The sequence below is a fragment of the Corynebacterium sp. 22-2729 genome (assembly GCF_053479475.1).
Window position 1 is genome coordinate 1 of sequence record NZ_JBRBCA010000027.1, and the last position, 573, is coordinate 573.

Consider the following 573-nt stretch of genomic DNA (forward strand, 5'->3'; position numbering starts at 1 on the left):
AGGTGGGATTGGCGATTGGGACGAAGTCGTAACAAGGTAGCCGTACCGGAAGGTGCGGCTGGATCACCTCCTTTCTAAGGAGTATTTTTGTTTATTTTTGTTTCTGGGTGAATAGGTAACCGGTTCAACCATTTTTGTTGTGGTTGTTGGTTGTTGGATCGTGTCACATTGTTTGTTTAAGAGTGTGCGTGTGTTGGGGTTGGCACTGTTTTTTTGGGGTTGGGTTAGCAAAGGTGTTTTTGGTTTGTCATGGCTGTTGGGTGTCTGGGACAATCTATTTTGTTCCTGTGTGAGCGCCTTGAAGTGATGTGGTTGCCGATGATGGTGATTGTGTTGTTTTGGGTGTTGTGTTGTTTGAGAACTGTATAGTGGACGCGAGTATCTTCTTTTTTGTGATTTTTGTTTGAAATCATTGTGTTCATGCGCTGATGGTCTGCACTGTTGTGGTGTGGGTGTCTTAGTATTTTGTGTTGTCTGTGAAGGGCGCACGGTGGATGCCTTGGGCATGATAAGCCGATGAAGGACGTGGAAGGCCGCGATAGTCCTCGGGGAGTTGTCAATCGAGCGTTGATC

2 rRNA genes are annotated in these 573 nt (G+C 46.4%); both read left to right on the forward strand.

The window, feature by feature from the left end:
- Positions 1-74: ribosomal RNA gene (locus ACUY2T_RS10280) — 16S ribosomal RNA — on the forward strand; the annotation flags it as partial.
- 393 nt (positions 75-467) lie between these two features.
- Positions 468-573, forward strand: a 23S ribosomal RNA gene (locus ACUY2T_RS10285); the annotation flags it as partial.